General features: G+C 51.6%; 15 protein-coding genes. 9 read left to right on the forward strand and 6 right to left on the reverse strand.

Going from position 1 to position 16674, the window contains the following annotated elements; translation table 11 throughout:
- The first annotated feature begins 77 nt into the window (after positions 1–77).
- Together R5L00_RS10945 and R5L00_RS10950 are read left to right on the forward strand one after the other, a co-directional pair.
- Positions 78–395 (forward strand): P-II family nitrogen regulator, encoded by a 318-nt coding sequence (locus R5L00_RS10945; protein WP_107694867.1) that lies wholly within the window; start codon positions 78–80, stop codon positions 393–395.
- Between the two features lie 546 nt (positions 396–941).
- Complete coding sequence (locus tag R5L00_RS10950; protein ID WP_107694865.1) at positions 942–1436, forward strand: hypothetical protein; 495 nt, start codon at positions 942–944, stop codon at positions 1434–1436.
- 244 nt (positions 1437–1680) lie between these two features.
- Here R5L00_RS10950 and R5L00_RS10955 read toward each other — a convergent pair whose 3' ends face one another.
- Positions 1681–1989, reverse strand: coding sequence for a hypothetical protein (locus R5L00_RS10955; protein WP_181320641.1), 309 nt, complete (start codon positions 1987–1989; stop codon positions 1681–1683).
- Positions 1990–2961: 972 nt separating this feature from the next.
- Between R5L00_RS10955 and R5L00_RS10960 the strand changes: the two genes are divergently transcribed.
- The 5 genes from R5L00_RS10960 to R5L00_RS10980 all read left to right on the forward strand — a co-directional run bounded on the left by R5L00_RS10960 (position 2962) and on the right by R5L00_RS10980 (position 6619).
- A complete protein-coding gene (locus R5L00_RS10960) occupies positions 2962–4311 on the forward strand; it encodes a SulP family inorganic anion transporter (RefSeq protein ID WP_107694861.1) in 1350 nt (449 codons plus the stop codon).
- Positions 4312–4392: 81 nt separating this feature from the next.
- A complete protein-coding gene (locus R5L00_RS10965) occupies positions 4393–4815 on the forward strand; it encodes a universal stress protein (protein ID WP_317651689.1) in 423 nt (140 codons plus the stop codon).
- Positions 4816–4984: 169 nt separating this feature from the next.
- Positions 4985–5191 carry a hypothetical protein gene (locus R5L00_RS10970; protein ID WP_107694858.1) on the forward strand — a complete coding sequence of 69 codons (207 nt, stop codon included), beginning with the start codon at positions 4985–4987 and terminating at the stop codon, positions 5189–5191.
- A 140-nt stretch (positions 5192–5331) separates the two neighbouring features.
- Complete coding sequence (locus R5L00_RS10975; RefSeq protein ID WP_317651691.1) at positions 5332–5757, forward strand: hypothetical protein; 426 nt, start codon at positions 5332–5334, stop codon at positions 5755–5757.
- A gap of 271 nt (positions 5758–6028) precedes the next feature.
- Positions 6029–6619, forward strand: coding sequence for a gamma-glutamylcyclotransferase (locus R5L00_RS10980; RefSeq protein WP_107694854.1), 591 nt, complete (start codon positions 6029–6031; stop codon positions 6617–6619).
- Positions 6620–6718: 99 nt separating this feature from the next.
- Here the strand turns inward: R5L00_RS10980 and rsgA are convergent, their stop codons facing one another.
- The 3 genes from rsgA to R5L00_RS10995 form a co-directional block, all read right to left on the reverse strand.
- On the reverse strand, positions 6719–7477 hold the full coding sequence (gene rsgA, locus R5L00_RS10985; protein WP_317651693.1) for a ribosome small subunit-dependent GTPase A: 759 nt from the start codon (positions 7475–7477) through the stop codon (positions 6719–6721).
- A gap of 149 nt (positions 7478–7626) precedes the next feature.
- Positions 7627–7965: a 4a-hydroxytetrahydrobiopterin dehydratase gene (locus R5L00_RS10990; RefSeq protein ID WP_317651696.1), complete on the reverse strand. Its 339-nt coding sequence runs from the start codon at positions 7963–7965 to the stop codon at positions 7627–7629.
- A gap of 41 nt (positions 7966–8006) precedes the next feature.
- Positions 8007–9269: a M48 family metallopeptidase gene (locus tag R5L00_RS10995; protein ID WP_317651697.1), complete on the reverse strand. Its 1263-nt coding sequence runs from the start codon at positions 9267–9269 to the stop codon at positions 8007–8009.
- 111 nt (positions 9270–9380) lie between these two features.
- On the opposite strand from R5L00_RS10995, the gene orn reads away from it, so the two are divergent.
- Positions 9381–9926, forward strand: coding sequence for an oligoribonuclease (gene orn / locus R5L00_RS11000; RefSeq protein WP_317651698.1), 546 nt, complete (start codon positions 9381–9383; stop codon positions 9924–9926).
- Between the two features lie 81 nt (positions 9927–10007).
- Positions 10008–12563, forward strand: coding sequence for an alpha-glucan family phosphorylase (gene glgP, locus R5L00_RS11005; RefSeq protein WP_317651700.1), 2556 nt, complete (start codon positions 10008–10010; stop codon positions 12561–12563).
- A gap of 70 nt (positions 12564–12633) precedes the next feature.
- Here glgP and glgA read toward each other — a convergent pair whose 3' ends face one another.
- Both glgA and glgB read right to left on the reverse strand, forming a co-directional pair.
- Positions 12634–14106 (reverse strand): glycogen synthase GlgA, encoded by a 1473-nt coding sequence (gene glgA / locus R5L00_RS11010; protein ID WP_317651702.1) that lies wholly within the window; start codon positions 14104–14106, stop codon positions 12634–12636.
- A gap of 139 nt (positions 14107–14245) precedes the next feature.
- Positions 14246–16465, reverse strand: coding sequence for a 1,4-alpha-glucan branching protein GlgB (gene glgB, locus R5L00_RS11015; RefSeq protein WP_317651704.1), 2220 nt, complete (start codon positions 16463–16465; stop codon positions 14246–14248).
- Positions 16466–16674 lie beyond the last annotated feature (209 nt).

Consider the following 16674-nt stretch of genomic DNA (forward strand, 5'->3'; position numbering starts at 1 on the left):
GATAGTACGTTTCGCTAAGTTACATTACTACCGTGTGGCTCAGTTATACGACACCTTTCACTTTCTAGGGGGAAACAATGGACTCCGCAATCGCAATGAAGAGGTTAGAAATCGTAATTGATGAGGAAAAACTCGAGGATCTCATTACCTTATTAAATAGCGTCGGCATACGTGGCTACACCTTCATAAAGTCAGCCGGCGGGCTTGGCTCGAGGGGCACACGGCGTCCGGACGATATCTTTTTCGAGCAAAACAATGCCATGGTGATTCTCGCATGCCAAGAGGCTCAAGCGCTGAAGGTGACGGCCGCGCTCCGTCCCAGGCTGAAGGAATTTGGGGGCATGTGCCTGATCTCGGACTGTTACTGGCTTGAGGGGGCCGCGATCTCATATTAAAAATATGTATTTTTCCCGGAGCATCCAGAGGGAAACACAGTTCTAATTGTTGCGAAAAAAACCGTTTCATTTGTAATAACCGGGGTTATTTCATCGTCGAGGGTGACCGGACGCTACTGCGCAGCGGCAAGCCGCCTGCGCAGTAGCGGTAAAAAAGCGAATGCAGAAGAAGTTATGGTCTTCACGCAACATTATCCCGTGTTGCGTTACGGCAAAGGAGAGCCGAAGCCAAAAAGCCTTTCGAGCGTGGGGGGAATCTAAATCATCGCCGTACGCATGAACCAGTTGATTCCGCCACTCCGGATGACTTAGCCCGCCTTCCATGGATCCTTGCTTCTCTATTTCGCTAGGAGGTTTTTTTCGGATGATAACGGAGCAAAAAGACTACAGGGCCAGGTTATCGCCTCCATCCGCAGCACATCATGTTTCTCAGATCAGATCGCTAGTTACGAAGAAGGGCTTGCAAAATAAAGACGAGAGAGAGCTAACTTGGCGCGTTGACGGTTCACTATATGTTCTTAATAATCAACCCAATTTGAGAGTGCCATGGCAAGACCTGCGACGGGACGGGAATTTGTGGAAACGGCAAAAGCAAGAATCGCGTCGGCTAAAACCGTAGATGCGTTACGGGCTGCCCAGGCGTTGCTTCTTCCGCTGGAGTTCGGGTTATCGCTGGAGCAGACGGCGACCGTGATTGGGCTATCGAAGAGCCGGACGGGAAAACTCAGGACCCGGTTTCAGCGGATCGAATGCGGTATCGAACAGATTAAAACTAAGAAGGGGTTGCGCAATCACGCCAGGATGAGTCTGGATGAAGAGGTAAAATTTCTCGCGCCCTTTATTACAAAGGCTCAAGATACCGATGTGTTGCCGATACCTGAACTCAAAGCTGAACTTGAACGACGCACTGGAAGGAAGGTTTCCACCTCGGCTGTTTACCAGTTGCTTCGCCGCCACGGTTGGTCGAAGTTTGCACAGCAACATCGAACGAGTGCGGCAGCGGTAAAATCCCGGGGACAGTCAGGGCAAAAAAAGGAATGATCGCGGCGGGGCCATTAGGGCGATATGACAGCGCTTACTTAAGCGCGCGACGGTGAGAACTGAGAATAGGGTAGATCGAAGGTTCCATCTTTCCATTGCTACTCCAATGAGTACGCACTGCGTACCATAGTCCCGGAAATGGGTTTTGGTAGTTGCTGGAAGCGGATGCAGCATCGTCACTTCACGCCACGTCATACATGTTCGGTGTAAGCCGCCATTCCGCGCGGATTACACCGGGAAATGCTCAATCTGCTTTAACCTCCTCCCACGTGCCATCGAGCTTGATATAAAACAGCTTTGGGTCAAATCCAAGCGAACGCGCCGTTTCCGCGGCCTTGAGAAGATCTTCCTTCTTTGCGCCGGCACCGCAATCCTCATGCACAGATAGAACCGCCGTGTGGCTATCATGAAGTTTTTTTGAAAGCCCTAGATGGGTTTTAAGCTGATCCACATTTGCCGCGCCACCGGCGCATGTCACCCGGTCATATGTTCCCTGATGAATATTCAGGTGCTCCAGTAAGTTTTCAACCGTCTTTTGTATCCGAAAGTCCATACATCCGACAACGGCATGGCTACAGGTATGCATAGATTTGCCCTTTTTGGTTATATGTCATGTAAACCCAACGTAGTGATTCAGCAATGATTGTGCCTTTCGCCGTGCCCACCCGTCAAGTAGAGTTTCAGGATTTATCGCCGGCAACGATGGGGAAATAATCTGGGTGGGACTGAGGTAGGAGGCCGAAAAGCTGTCACATAATCCGGTCAGGATTGTGGGCTATATGACAGCATTGCACGTAACACCGGATTACACCTACACCGCGATGCCCCATAGCGTAATTTCACTGACTCGCGGGTTTCTCAGGGAGGTTGGCCGCTGCGTCCGCAGGGAGGGTGCGGGCTGCATCGCGCGTCCGGACGAGGAGATCGCTACCTCCCATCCCTCTTGTCCTTCGTCTGCATTGACGTGCCATCATGTCAGGCGATCACGACCTGATGGCAAACAAGAAGCATGCAGCGGTTATCACTATATCTCGGCTTCAGTCATAAACACAAAAAATTGACATACGTGAGTATTCCCTGAAAAACATTCACGGCAAAACTTCGAAGCAATCTTCTAAATATGTAAATAATACATTGATTAAAATAACAAATATAAAATCAATCGGCAAACCTGATATTCCTCCACAAAAAATATGTGAAGTATTATTCATACGACTTCACAAATTCTTCACATTTACCATACATTCCCTTCACATTCCCGATGGTATGTTAGCGCCGTCTTTAAAGCTTGAAGAAATTAGGGATATTTTCGTGTCACAAACCGTGACGACATGGTGTCTCGCGCTGCGGCGTGGGGTGTTGTTGACGGGGCCGTGGATGAGCTTTTAAAGGAACTTGAAGTGACTCTATATAGCCGATTTTCCCACCTTAGATATGAGCGACGGAATACCCAACAGTCCTCCCGTTCATTTTTTTGCCGGGAATATCTTTTATATCAAATTCTTAACAGGGAAGGACAAGTATCATGAGTTCATATACTTCAGATAAGCCTATTTCACCGCCCGATGACCATTCACCCAGCGCCACGCCAGACGCGGTAGCCGCGCCGGGATCGGCCGGTTTTCAGGCTAAGTATGTGGCCAGGGACATACAGGCCGGAATTATCTGCGGGGCGATGGCAATCCCGCTGAGCACAGGCATAGCCATGATGTCAGAGTACCCCATCAAGGTCGCGCTCGCCACGGTGGTGTTTGCGTGCTTTCTCGGTTGGATCAACTCATTTTTCAAACCGGGCAACTATATCGGTGTGCCTGGGGTCGCGGCGGGTCTTGCACCCGCGTTGGCCTTGGGCGTGCACTCGTTCGGCATTGAAAATATGGCGTTCTGTATTTTCCTCACCGCGGCCATGCAGGCAGTGGTGTGGAAGTATAACTGGCAACGGTACATTATGCTTGCGGTGCCGGTATACCTGGTGGAAGGGTTACTCGCCGGGATAGGCTTGAAAATCGCGCTCAAGTTCGTGACATTTACTTATGAGCTCCCGGCTGGGCAGGAGGAGGCGGAGGTATTCTGGAATGGCGCCCGGATACAGATGGTTCTTGTATCCCTGGCTGGCTTCGCCGGTTTTGTGTATCTGTTCTCGAAATTCAAGGATACCAAGCCAGCAATCCCGTACTTCCTTTTAATAGCTGCAAGCGTAGTCGTGGCGCAGTTCATGGCGGTTCCCATGCTGCATGTGGATGACGTCGAATTGAAGCTTGCCCTTCCAATACCCCATGTTGAAAACGCGATGATGTGGGTTTATATGATCGGATTCTGCGCAATGCTGGCAACGATCGACGTGATAGAACAGGTGATGAGCAATGCGGCGATCGAAAAAATCGATCCCCTGGGTCGCAAGTGCAATACCAACAACAGCTTGTTCTCTATCTGGCTCTCCAATATGGGTTCCAGCTTCTTCGGTGGCATGACCAACCTTGACGGCCTAGCTAAAAGCACCACCAACAAGCTGGCCGGCGCATATACAAAGTTTTCCAATCTCGTAGTCGGTCTAGTCATTGCCTTCTTCGTGATGAACACTCATTACCTTGAGTTTTTACCGAAATTTTCGCTCGCGGCAATAATGATTTTCTCCGGCTGGAAAATGATCATGGGACTGTGGCATGTTGCACACTATGGGCAATACGCTTTAATCCTCGCCACCGTTACCGGTTTGCTGGTTTTCAAAATCGGTATCTTCGAGGGCATGATTGTGGCACTGACGGTGCATGGCCTCATCAACTACATCGTGTTCAAGCAAGCCGGAAAGATTCCCGGAAAGGTCATTATCAAGAAGTATTTCGAGAAATTCTCGACCGGTGGCGGAGCTGACTGAGTAAAACGTTAATATTGCATGGCGGGCGTTAATGCGCCCGCCATTTTTTATGAATCATCAGATAAATACAGGAGTTCACAAATGTATAGAAAGATCATGGCTGCTATCGCTGATGATGATATTTCCTGGAACGCGCTCCAAGAGGCCATCCAGATCGCAACCGCCAATGACGCCGAACTATGCGTCGTTCATGCGTCATCCACCGCGGACGATGATGAGAAAAACCGCAATAGCAAGCAGATGGGGGCAGATTTGCTGCAGCGAGCAAAGTTAGCCGCGGGTGAAAAACTAGAGGTCGAGACTCGTTTATTGGAAGCGGAGGGAGAATTTGGCCTGAAGGGCATTTCAGAAGCCATAGCCACTGCCGCAACTGAGTGGGATGCGGACTTGCTGGTCGTGGGTACCAAAGGTCGGCGGGGTTTGGAGCGCCTGGTGATTGGTTCCGTAGCGGAGCAGCTTGTCAGCGCGGTAGGCACCTCCATTTTATTGGCTCGCTCGCGTTAACCCAGAACTCACGTAAAAAATTTTTGTCCTAATTGTGAAGAAAATGTGGACAAAGCATTAAATACTTGTGAACTTGTGAAAAATGTGTATACTTCATGTTAAGTAATTGTGAAGTATGTCTCACCCTACAAACAGGGTGGTTTTTAAACAACCTTTTTGGAGATCTCCCGTGAAAACGATTTTCGCTTTGATCTTGCCTGTAAGTCTCGTCTTGCTTTGGGCTTTTCCGATTTTTACGTCTGGGCAATTCAGTCTGGGTTGGTTCGCCGTGGATTTCTTGCTTGTCATGGCAACTTATCTGGCGCTGGCTCACCCCCATCTGTTTCGCGGTATAGCCCGCCGGCACAGAACGCTTGCGACCCGCGCCTTGGCGTAAGCGCGTATGACCGAGTATAGGGCGGAAAGATGATTCTTGTCCGCCCATGCTTGAAATAGAGTTACGTGAATGAGTTCAGTGGTTGAAGAATGCTGTTTCGTAAATTCCTGGTAAATCCCTTCGTGTTCAGTGAAATTGAAATGAGAAATAGACTACTTAAAGTACTTCTCCCCACGAGCTTGCTACTCGCCGTTTTTCCCGTTTTTGCGGCGCAGCAAGCCGGCAAGGCGCCCCCAGAAGCTGCCATCTCCTGCATACAAAATGTGATTGATGAGCGGGACACGTCCTTGGCAAATATGGCTGCTGGTTGGTCATCGTCCGTTAAGGAAGCGCTGGAGGCACGACGTGACGCGGAAAAAGCAAGTTGGGAAGTTGCCGACTACAAGGGGCGGCGCGTCGCTCAGAGAAAGGCTTGGGGCGATTATGACAAGGTCCTTCGTGCGGCAAATAAGACGAAAACCAAGGAACGGGTTCAGGCATGGAAGAAATTCGATAACGATCGCCAGCAATGTGAGGTTTATTCCCCCGAGATGGTGACCGGCAGTACAGTCGATAAAAATATTTAAGTAGCGAGTAACAATCAAATCGATCAATCCGCCCACGAGCGGGAGTATTGCCCAAGCAATAATTTGCATTGAAGTTCAACAATTAAAAGTAGGGAAAAAATGTTAGGAAAGGTCGCCTGAAGGACGTCTTCAACGGATTGGGCGTTGAGCAGTTGATTGGGGCCAGACGGTGGAAGGCTTAAACCTTATTCTAATTTGGATACTGACTTAATTTACGTCCGGGCGTTAACAACTTATATTTTTTTAACCTCTTTCTATCAATTACCTAATCATGTTAAAAACATCTAATTCCACCAGCACCTTTCTGTATTTTGCATACGGCGCCAATATGTTATCCCGTAGGCTCACAGCCCCGGACAGAGCGCCATCGGCTGTTGCTATAGACCTTGGCTTTGTCGAGGGACGCCGATTCTCCTTCGGTAAAGTGAGTCGCGACAAGTCCGGCAAATGCGATCTCGAGGCAACGGGTAACCCTCACGACAGAGCATATGGCGTTCTCTTCAAGGTAAATGTAAAAGACAAGCCCAATCTTGATGTAGCGGAAGGGCTTGGCATTGGATATAGCGAGGCGAAGATCCAAGTAGTTACGGCAACAGGTGTCTATACCGCACTAACCTATGTCGCCAGCTATAGGGAAGATCCGCTTCTGCCTTACCAATGGTACAAAGCATCCGTGCTATCGGGTGCCGTTGAGCATGGCCTTCCGTATGAATATATTGAATGGCTGCGGACTTTTGAAGCACAACCTGACGCGAACGCGAAGCGTCGCACCGAGCGGGAAGCCTTGATTTTCGGTGATTTGCCACTCCATCGGTTCCAGTTCGACATGGGTGTGCGTCAGGCCGCAGTCAACGAAGCTTAAGTAGGAAAAATTCTTTATTTCGGCCTCAAAACTCGGCGAGCGGAATTTATTAAGTTCCGCTCGCTGTAAAACCGGCTAAAACCGATCTGTTCTAAAAGCTCATGGTGGGCTCCCCGCGGTGCCTGCCTGCAGCAGTTTTTGATAAAAAGTAACGCGTCGCCCACTGATCTTCCCCTCCCGCATTGCCTGCGTAAGCGCACATCCAGGTTCACATCCATGACGGCAATTATTGAACCTGCATTGTCCGATGTAGGGACGAAATTCAATAAATCCCCACGCCAGTTCCTCGACATTCAAATGATATAGACCAAATTCCTGCATGCCCGGGGAATCAATGAGTCCGCTATCGTCGTCGAGATAATAGAGTTTGGCGTGCGTCGTGGTATGCCGCCCGGTATCGAGCGCAACGGAAATATCAGCAGTCGCCCGTTCGGCCGCGGGTACGAGCGCGTTGACTAGAGTCGATTTGCCCATGCCGGACTGGCCTATGAGAATACTTAGATGACCATGCAGGTGGGGTAATAACGGGACGCTATCGTTTTTTGCACTAAGCTGTAGCACGGGGTAACCCAGTTCGCGGTAGAGGGCGAGGGTAGAAAAGGCGTGGCGGGATGGTTCAATCAGGTCAGCCTTATTGCATACGAGCAGTACCTTTAACTTCTGCTGCTCAGCAGCCGCAATACAGTGGTTAACCATCTCCTCGCTAAAACTCGGAACAGCGGCGACGACGATAACCAATTGGGTGACGTTCGCGGCGATGAGTTTCTGACGGGCCGCGTCGCTGCGGTACAGCACTGACGTGCGGGGCAGTATCTCCTCTATTACCCCCTGCCCGGACGCCGATGGTCGGACTTTCACCCTGTCGCCGCATGCTGCGCCTCCCTTTTTGCCGCGCATGACGCAAGACAAAACTGTGCCGTTAGTGGCGCTAATGAGAAAATTTCTACCAAACGCGGCGACTATTTGTCCGGTAATGAGCGCCGCCGCTGAGGTAGAGTGAACCGGTCTCAAATCGTGAACAGCGTATCAACCTTGGCGGCGCAAATAAAATCGTTCTCTGATAGCCCACCAATTGCGTGCGTGGTGTATTCCACTCTGCATTTATTGTAGCCCACTATCAGATCGGGGTGATGGTCTTCTCGATGAGAGATCCAGGCAACCGCGTTGACAAAGGCAGTCGTCTGATAATAATTCTTGAAATGAAAGTCTTTCCGGATCGTTTTCTCTAGGAACTCCCATCCGTCAAGTTGCTCCATCAGTATGGCGACTTCGCTGGCAGAGAGTGGCGGCATAACACCCTCGCAAGGTTTGCACTTCTTATGCGCAAGGTCACCTGTATCGCTCATTTTAACTCCTCTTAGTAATTAATAAGATCCCGGGTACGCGATCAAACCGTATTTTGCGCCAAGCTCTGAAGACGCGATATCCTGAGCGCGGCCGGCGGATGTGAATCATAAAACGCCGAATGCAAGGGATCGGGCGTAAGCGTCGACGCATTATCCTGGTAAAGTTTCACCAATGCCCGGGTGAGATCAGTAGCCGAAGCATTGTGCGCGGCGTACTCGTCGGCCTCGAATTCATGCCGCCGTGAATATACGCTGGCCAACGGCTGAAACAGGAACGTGAATACGGGCATGACGATAAAAAATAATAACAGCGCCATTGCCGGGGAGGGTATTGATGAAACCGAAACCCCCAGCCCCTCGTAAAACCAGCTTTGCTGCATCAAGTAGCCCAGTACCCACAAGAATACAAGGCTCATCGAAAAACTTAACGCGATGCGTTTGATAACGTGATGACGCTTGAAGTGGCCTAGCTCATGCGCGAGCACCGCCTCAATTTCAGAAATATCGAGACGGGAAAGCAACGTATCGAAAAAAACAATTCGTTTGGTTTTACCGAAACCAGTGAAATAAGCGTTACCATGGTTGCTGCGGCGTGAGCCATCCATCACAAAAAGGCCGCTGGATTTGAAGCCACATTTCCGCATCAGCTGTTCGACGCGTGTTTTGAGGGACGTATCAGCGAGAGGGGTGAATTTGTTGAAAATTGGCGCGATCCAGGTGGGAAATATGGCAAGCAAAACGATATTGAAGGCCATCCATGCAAGCCATGCATAAAACCACCAGTTCGGACCCATTTTCTCCATCAGCCACAACACGCCCAGGATCAGCGGCACGCCAAGCAGGATCGCCAAAAAGCTCTGTTTAGCGAGGTCGAGAAAAAACATGCGGGGTGTCATTTTGTTAAAACCAAACTGCTCTTCGATGACGAATGCTCGGTAGTAACCTATAGGAATTCCAAGTGCACTCATCAGCAATATGGTGCTGATTATAAGCGCCGTGCCGTGCATGATTGGATCGTCTAACCAACCCGACCAAAAAGCAGTTAGCGCACTCAATCCGCCCCCTAAAGTAAGTATCAGCAAAACCATCGCTTCCAGGGACATGCTCAGATATCCCAGTCGGGTCTTGGCGCATGTATAGTCCGCGGCCTTCTGATGCGCTTCGAGCGTAATTTGGGAAGAAAAATTCGCAGGTACGTGGCCGCGGTTCGCCCGAACATGGCGGATATGGCGCGTTGCCAGCCACATCCTCGTAATCAGGGTTAAGATCAGGGCGGCAAGAAAGACGGCTGAGAAAGTTTGCATGATCGACAGGATGGCTATGGTCCTCTGCTTCCAACATTAAAAAGTCACGGTGACGGCTCAGTACCGATATGACACAATTACATATTGAAAATTCCGTAAGTGGTTTCCATTATGGCACAAGATATCAACAACCTCATCTGGATAGATATGGAAATGAGCGGTCTTTGCCCGCAGACTGACCGTATCCTCGAAGTCGCTCTGGTGGTAACCGATTCGCAGTTGGGTGTCATCGCCGAGGCGCCGGTGCTGGTCATATCCCAGCCGGATACGGTACTCAATGATATGGACAGCTGGAATAAGTCAACGCATTCAAAATCCGGCCTGATTGACAAGGTGAGATCATCCATCCTCACGGAGGAGGCCGCGGAAGAACGCATGATCGCGTTTCTGCAAGACCATGTTCCTCCCGGAATCTCACCCATGTGCGGCAACTCGATCTGTCAGGATCGCCGCTTTTTGGCCCGGTGCATGCCACAGCTGGAAGAATATTTCCACTACCGAAATCTGGACGTTAGCACCCTGAAGGAGCTGGCAAAACGCTGGAAGCCAGACATTCTTGCAGGCCTCGAGAAATTGGGCAAGCACGAGGCGCTCGCGGATATCTACGACTCAATTGCCGAAATGAAGTACTACCGTCGGACGTTTATCAACGCATAGGCAATTGAATAGCGCGACGAGACTAGAAATAATTTCCGGTTGAGGTAGCTTCAATCCTATCCCCATTCAAGGAAAACACCTATGCCGCACGCAACCCCCTTCACCATCGCAGTCAACCCCAAGATACCAAAAAGACTGGAGCGTCTTGAGGAACTGGCTAACGATCTCTGGTACAGCTGGGATCGCTCTACGCGTTCACTTTTTTCGCGTCTGCACCCCGGTCTTTGGGGTGCGGTTGGCCATAATCCGAAGGCTTTTCTCAAACGTGTGGACGAATCGTTGTTGTTAAAGGCCGCAGAGGATCAGGTATTCCTTTCTAATTACAACAGCATTCTCTCCGCTTACGATTCCTATCATTCCGAACCCGTGCGGACCGCTACGCCTGGAGGGCTACATCCGAAGGACCAGGTGGCGTATTTTTGTTTCGAGTTCGGTTTCCATGAAAGTTTTCCAATTTATTCCGGTGGACTAGGCATTCTGGCAGGCGACCATTGCAAGGCGGCCAGCGATCTGCGTTTGCCGCTGGTCGGGGTCGGCTTGCTTTACAGGCAGGGATATTTCTTTCAAACCATCGACAATCACGGAAACCAGCAGGTCACATATACCAGTTCGGATTTCGAAGACCTGCCCGTGACGCAGGTACTCGACGAGAAGGGTTCAGAAGTCCGCATCGTGGTAAACCTGCCGCAACGCAAAGTGATGGTGAAGGTTTGGCGGGCAAAAATAGGTCACGTCACGCTTTATCTGCTGGATACCGATTTGCAGGAAAATTCTGCGGATGATCGCGATATAACCCATCAGCTTTACGGCGGAGACGGGACAAATCGGATTGAGCAGGAAATCATACTCGGCATTGGCGGCGTCCGCGCATTGCGGGAGCTGGGAATCAAGCCGACCATATGGCATATCAATGAAGGCCATGCGGCGTTCATGATGCTGGAGCGGATGCGTGGCCTGGTTCAGCAAGGACTCGATTTTCCCAGCGCACTGGAGGGGGTGGCGGCGAACACCGTCTTCACCACTCATACGGCTGTACCCGCAGGGCACGATCACTTCAGCGGAGAGATGATTTCCACATATTTCGGCAATTTTTTTCATGAGCTCGGAACGACCCGGGACGAGTTCATGGCGCTCGGTTGGGATCCCGATACTCACGATTTCAACATGACAGATCTGGCGGTTCGCGTTTCGCGCTTTCAAAACGGGGTGAGCAAAATACACGGCAATGTGTCCGCACACATCTGCAGGGATTTATGGCCTCAGATAGAGCCGGAAGAAAATCCTATAACCTACATCACCAACGGTGTGCATGTTCCCACCTTTCTGGCGCAAGAATGGTCCGATCTGTTCGACCGCTATCTCGGTTACGAATGGCGCAGCAATATGAGTGACCCGGAGTTCTGGTTGCGCATCGATGCCATACCCGATCATTTATTCTGGAGCGTGCGGCAGTCACTCAAATCGCAGATGATTTATGGCATACGTGAGCGCCTGGCCAAGCAAAATGCGCGCAATCGCGGTTCGGAAGCGCATCTGGACCGTTTGCTCAAATTTTCCGACCCCCTTAATCCCAATATACTAACGCTCGGATTTGCCCGTCGCTTTGCTACCTACAAACGCGCCACGCTGCTCTTCGAAGATCTCGATTGGTTGCGTAGGATTGTGCTTCATCACGAACATCCGGTGATGATCGTTTTTGCCGGTAAGGCCCATCCCGCCGACGTGCCGGGCCAGGATCTGATCCGGCGCATCAGCGAGGTTGCGGGCCTGCCGGAATTCGAAGGACAACTTCTGCTGGTTGAGGATTACGACCTGCGGCTCGCCCGGCGGCTGGTAGCCGGCGTGGATGTCTGGCTTAACAGCCCGGTTTATCCCCTGGAAGCGAGTGGTACCTCAGGCATGAAAGCCGGGATCAACGGGACGCTCAACCTGAGCGTGCTCGATGGCTGGTGGGGAGAGGGCTATAACGGCAAAAATGGCTGGGCAATCAAGCCGGGGCTCGAGAATATGGCTTCCGCGCTCCGCGACAAGGAAGAAAGCAAAGAGTTTTACGAAACGCTGCAGGACCACGTGGTGCCTCTATATTATGCTCGGGATAAGCTGGGTTATTCACCCGGGTGGGTGAAAATGGCCAAAAATTCCATGATGTCTCTGTTGCCGCGATACAACGGCGCGCGCATGGTGAGCGAATACGCAGCAAAATTTTATGTGTCAGCCAGCAGACAGGGGGCGCGGTATGCTGATAACAACTTTGACGGGGCAAAACGGGTCGCGGCGTGGAAGGCACACGTAAAAAAGGTCTGGGGAGGCGTGACGATGCGCCGGCTGGACACGCCACTCAAACGCATCAGTTTCGGCGAAGGACTGCATTTTCAAGTCGCGGTCAGGCTGAACGGGCTGCAGCCTGAGGACGTGGTAGTGGAACTGTTGATTTGTCGTAAGCTAAAAACCGCGACGCTTTGCGAGTACAAGCATTTTCGGTTCAAATATACGGATGTGCAGCAATCGGATGAGCACCTGTTTGAGTTGGATCTCACCCCCGATTTATGTGGCAAGCTCGACTATTATATTCGTATGTATCCGTATCAGCCGTTGCTGACGCATCCCTTCGAAATGGGCATGATGATATGGCTTTAAGTTTCTTCTGATTCTATTGGCTGAGTATCCATTCGCATTCAATGCGGTCATGAGCGTAGTTCTTTTTGGATCAGGATAACAGCGAAAGGTATACGCTCCGATAGCGTGCAGCGCTGGCGCGCCAGCTGAAATCCTTCATCATGCCGTTGTGCATCAGGCTGCGCCATACCGGTTTATTATGATATGCCGAAGTGGCGCGGATGATAGCGTCGAGAAAACTGCTGGTGGTCATGTCCGAGAACAGGAATCCACTCGCACTTCCGTCAGCCAGAGTCGCGGGCGTGCAATCCACTACCGTGTCCAGCAGACCTCCGGTGGCATGGACCAGTGGAGGCGTACCATAGCGCTGGCTATACATCTGATTAAGGCCACAGGGCTCGAAGCGGGAAGGCATTAAAAGGCTATCCACGCCGGCCTCGATCAAGTGGGCAAGTTTTTCATCGAAGCCAACGCGAACGGCGATTTTGCCGGGATGCTTTCTGGCCAGATTAGTCAACTCCTGTTCCAGCGCATGGTCCCCGCTTCCGAGCACGATCAGTTGAGCTGGTAGCTCAGTTAACCTGCTCGCGATTTGAAGCAACAGGTCGTAACCTTTCTGATAAGCAAATCGGCTGACCGCGCCGAATAACGGAATGTGAGGAGCCACGGTCAGACCCAACCGCCGCTGCAATGGCATTTTATTGGCGGTTTTAACCGAGAGGCTGGCGGCAGTATAATTGCGCACGAGCGCCCGATCGGTGGCGGGGTTCCATTCAGCAGTGTCTATGCCGTTGACAATGCCGCTAACATGTTCGCGGCGCGAGGCCAACAAGCCTTCCATGCCGAAGCCCAGCGGTGCAGTCTGGATTTCCCTGGCGTAGGTGGGGCTTACGGTGGTGACATGGTCGGAATAATATAGCCCTGCCTTTAGAAACGACATGTCACCGAAATATTCGACGCCGTTTATTCCAAAGCATTCCTGGGGCAGACCAAGTTGAGGTACGGTGTCCGGGGGATAGATGCCCTGGAAAGCCAGATTATGGATCGTCATCAGGGACGCCGCCTTCTTCCCCGAATGGAAGTGCAGGTACGCCGGTACAAGGCCACTTTGCCAGTCATTGCAATGGACAATTTCAGGCCGCCAGGAAAGGGGGCTGTCATCACTCGCAAGCAATGCGCCTGTTTTTGAGAGGAAACCGAAACGTAATGCATTATCCGTCCAGTCGCGCCCGTCAGCATCCACATAGGGGCCACCGTCGCGCTGGTAAAGCGCAGGGCACTCGACGATGAAGATGGGAACCGATCCAGGTGAGCTTGCAGATAGCAGCGTCGCCGCGGGGAAGGGAGATTGAGCGCCAAATTCCGCGATTTTTTGTTTGTTTGGTAGTCCGGCTAATACAGCAGGGTACCCCGGTATAAGCACGCGCACATCCACACCCAATTCGCGTAACGCCTGGGGCAATGCCGCGCTGACGTCCCCGAGTCCGCCGGTTTTAATGAGAGGGTGAAGCTCCGGCGTGAGGAATAACACGCGAGGGATGGAATGTGATGAAACGGGCGCCATGAATAAACCGGTTAATTATTTGTATCGTTCGGTTTTCGTACTGTCGGGCTGATGGAACAGCCGTAGAGGGACTCAGCTTCTAACGTGAGGCTGCCCCAATCGGTCGTAGAGTGCGACACGTGCATAGGCACCCACGATGTCAGGCGGGCTGCGGAGAAAAAATAATTCCCGCCAGGGGCGGCAACGTGATGACGATCGAATGGCGCAGCCCCATCCAGGGTTGGTCAGTAGCATCGATAGCTCCCATGTTTCCCAGATTGCTGCCGCCGTAATGGTGGGAATCGCTATTGAATATCTCGCGATAAATACCGCCTGCAGGTACGCCGATGCGGTAATGGGTGCGTGGCACCGGCGTAAAGTTCAGGACAACAAGCACAAATGAGCCGTCGCTTGCAAAACGTAGATAGCTGATGACTGAGTTATCCGCGTCATGGCAGTCCACCCAGTCGAAGCCTCCTGCTGAGAAATCAAGCTGATGTAACGCGGGTAGCGTGCGGTAGAGATGGTTGAGATCGCGCACGGCGGTTTGCATGCCTCTGTGCTGTTCATATCTTAACTGCTCCCAATTCAATTCCCGTCCTGAGTTCCACTCGCGTCCCTGTGCAAATTCATTACCCATGAAATTGAGTTTCTTGCCGGGATAGGTTATTTGATAGGTAACCAAGAGGCGCAGGTTAGCGAATTGCTGCCACGCATCCCCCGGCATTTTACCTAATAGGGATCCCTTGCCATGGACCACCTCATCGTGCGACAAGGGCAGCACAAAATTCTCGGTGTAGGCATACAACTGGCCGAACGTGAGTTGGTCGTGATGAAAGCGGCGGAATACCGGATTAGTGTGCATATATGAAAGCGTGTCGTTCATCCAGCCCATGTTCCATTTGATGGAAAATCCCAACCCGCCGACATAAGTGGGATGGGATACCGCCGGCCACGCGGTGGACTCTTCAGCCAGCGTCAGCGCACCGGGAAACTCCTGGTGTACCATGATATTCAATTCGCGCAAAAAATCGATCGCTGCCAGGTTTTCCCTGCCTCCGAATTTGTTCGGCACCCATTCGCCTGGGTTACGGGAGTAATCGAGATAGAGCATGGATGCGACGGCATCAACTCGCAGCCCATCAAGGTGGAATTCGGCCAGCCAGTAATGGGCGCTCGACAGGAGAAACGATTTCACCTCATTGCGGCCATAATTGAAAATGCAGGTACCCCAATCCTGATGTAGACCCAAACGGGGATCTTCGTGTTCATACAATGCGCTACCGTCGAATCGCGCCAGCGCAAACGCATCCTGTGGAAAGTGCGCGGGTACCCAGTCGAGAATGACCCCGATTCCTTGGCTATGGCAGGCATTAATGAAAAATTTAAGGTCGTCCGGTGAACCGTAGCGACTCGTAGGGGAAAAATATCCGGTGGTTTGATACCCCCAGGACTCGTCGAGCGGGTGTTCTGAAATGGGGAGCAATTCAACATGGGTGTACCCCATCTCTTGTACATACGGGATCAGATGGCTGGCAAGTTCACGATAGGAATAAAATCGGCCGTCGGGATGCCGTTTCCATGATCCGGCATGGATCTCGTAAATGTTGAGCGGAGCGTGCAACCAATCCCATATCGCTCGGCTTGCCATCCATTCCGCATCCTGCCATACGGCCTCGCCGGCATGGGGAGTGAGCGCCGCGGTATGCGGGCGCAATTCATGCTGAGTGGCATAAGGATCGGTCTTAAGCAGGATTTCGCCGCTGTCACGGTTGCGAATTTCGTACTTATAAAGCGAATTCGACCGCAGTCCGGGGATAAACAATTTCCATACCCCGCTGAGCCCATCCACCGCCATCTGATTTACTCGTCCATCCCACCGGTTAAATTCGCCGACAACGCTGACCCGCCCCGCATTGGGAGCCCATACGGAGAAAAGCACTCCCGCGACTCCATCAATCTCGAAAATATGAGAACCTAAAGTGCGATAAGCCTGCGTCAGTTTCCCTTCATTAAACAGGTAGAGGTCGTACTCGGGAATTTGGGGCGCAAAACCATATGAATCATACGTTTCATAGATCTGGGGCGCCGGCAGCGCTGCGTTGTTGTCCTCGACACGCAAAAGATAGGGCATGGGCGGCATGGCCGCTCCGCGCCACTCGAAAACCCCGACGGGATGGGTCCGCGTCATTGCAGCGAAAGCGCTCCCTGTATTAATCCATACCTTGCTCGCGTAAGGATAGAATACCCGTACCAGACTATAATCAGATTCTGCCCGCGCGCCCAGGTAGCTGAAAGGATCGTGAAGCCGCGCTGTCAATAATGCTTCAGTCAGCGGATGGGATCTAACGGACGTGTCGACTTGCAGGTTTGATTGCATGGAGGGATTATAGCTTGCGGGAGATACGCTGGGCAGCGAACATGACTTGAACAAAGATTGCTGCGGAAAAACTTAACAACTGCAATAATGTATCCTGAGAAAGCATTATCGGCTACCTGCGTACTGCCTTTATGCCAACCCCTGCTGCGTAATATGTATGGCACCTAACGTGGTTGGACGAAGTGTGCCGAGAAAGCCTCGTCCCATGT

The organism is Nitrosospira sp. Is2 (assembly GCF_033095785.1).
GTDB lineage: Bacteria > Pseudomonadota > Gammaproteobacteria > Burkholderiales > Nitrosomonadaceae > Nitrosospira.